The sequence below is a fragment of the Paraburkholderia sp. SIMBA_027 genome (assembly GCF_046535315.1).
In the GTDB taxonomy this organism is placed as follows: domain Bacteria; phylum Pseudomonadota; class Gammaproteobacteria; order Burkholderiales; family Burkholderiaceae; genus Paraburkholderia; species Paraburkholderia tropica.
Window position 1 is genome coordinate 1 of the sequence record NZ_JAWRWY010001561.1, and the last position, 237, is coordinate 237.

General features: G+C 44.7%; 1 protein-coding gene. It reads left to right on the plus strand.

What is annotated here, in order from left to right; translation table 11 throughout:
• A partial coding sequence (locus SB764_RS44430; protein ID WP_410867367.1) for a DegT/DnrJ/EryC1/StrS family aminotransferase occupies positions 1-237 on the plus strand: 237 nt, incomplete at both ends.

Consider the following 237-nt stretch of genomic DNA (forward strand, 5'->3'; position numbering starts at 1 on the left):
TTATTTAACAATTGTATTTCCCCGGGATGAAGAGCGGTACGGGTATTCCGTTTATTTAGCTGAAAGAGGCATCCAAACATGCTGGAACTATCTTCCCCTCGGACGTATTCCGATTTATGAAACATACGCGGGGGAAGGCGGAGAAGACCCGCTTTGGAAGAGAGTTCTTTCTCTGCCGTTTAAACCCCCTCTTCAAAAGGAGCAAGTCAGATATATAGCCGAATCCGTTTTATCATA